1 protein-coding gene is annotated in these 1,175 nt (G+C 43.1%); it reads right to left on the bottom strand.

Annotated features, from left to right (window positions below; translation table 11 throughout):
• Positions 1–361: 361 nt before the first annotated feature.
• Entirely contained in the window at positions 362–1,084 is a 723-nt protein-coding gene (locus ACXAIC_RS24700; protein WP_475187083.1) for a hypothetical protein, read from the bottom strand.
• Positions 1,085–1,175 lie beyond the last annotated feature (91 nt).

The following is a 1,175-nucleotide window of genomic DNA, read 5'->3' as shown; positions in this document are numbered from 1 at the left end:
CTGCGATAGACGCAGTCACGCCCTCAGAGGCAAGAAACTACTTCGCTGCCGCAGGATATGAGCCGGAGTAAGCGGGAAACGCTCTAGAAACGAAATCGGTTGGTGTACTTTGGCCAATATTCAGAAACCCACCAGATTCCCACGATCCCGAAAAGCACGGCGGTGAAAAGAGAAAGATAACCAAGCTTTCGCAGCATAATATTTCCTATTTACCCACGATCCTGAAAGATGTGTATACTTAACTTCATAGTGGCTTAGCATCAACTTTCCTTGTAATGACGATTACCACTCCTTCCGCCAGCGCAAAAGATACTTCTGTATAATCTTTATTTATCATGATAACTGCCTCATTTTCACCGATCTACTCAAGAGAAGCTTTGCACATTCTCGTAATGCTCAGAATTTCTTTGAATTTATCGTCTAAAATGCTGTAACTTATTTCGTTCTTTGTAGAGTCCGATGTGAGTTCTTTCACTCCTGCATCACACTTCTCGAAGGCTTCGCGCCAAAAAAGCCGGTAGGCTGGTGCTAAGCAGGTCCAGGTGTTGTTTAGAGAGAGATCCCAGAAGTGCACATCCCCGCTTGTCGTAGTCATGGTTTCCATACGATCCGGAGCGACGAGATGACGCATTAGACCCGGTTTCGTTTCTTTCGAGCCAAAGGGAAACATTGAGATAGTATAGGGCTCGATATTCACCTCTCTCGCATTTTTGAGATGGTACAAATCTTCGTTACCAAGGAGACTAAAAAAAGAATGAGCAGTAAATATTGCCTCACAATAAATTTTTCCAACCGAATTTCTCGAGACCGTAATCCCTTTTAATATTTTCTTCGGGTCTAATCTCTTAGGATGAGAAAGAAACCCAAATCCTTCTACCGGATCATTTTTCTCGCAAAACGGAATGCCTTTTGCGGACCCTTGGAGAATGTTCCTTGAACTTGGCAAGATTGAATCTTCAAGTGATCTGTTATCAAAACAAATGAATATGTCGGCTGAGTTTGGAGACTTTGACAAAGGCAAATTCGGATCAAACATCAAAGGAGAGAAATTTTCCGCGAAGCCTGCGTTAATATTTGATGACACTAGATGGACACCCGCAAAAACCTCGCCATTGGAGGTGATTTCTGATTCACTTCGATCATGGAGGTGTTTTCATGGATCCGAGCAGTCTTTT

This window comes from Roseibium sp. AWQ4_254 (assembly GCF_056161025.1).
Note: the sequence above shows the minus strand (reverse complement) of the source record. Positions and strands in the feature narration are given on the sequence as shown.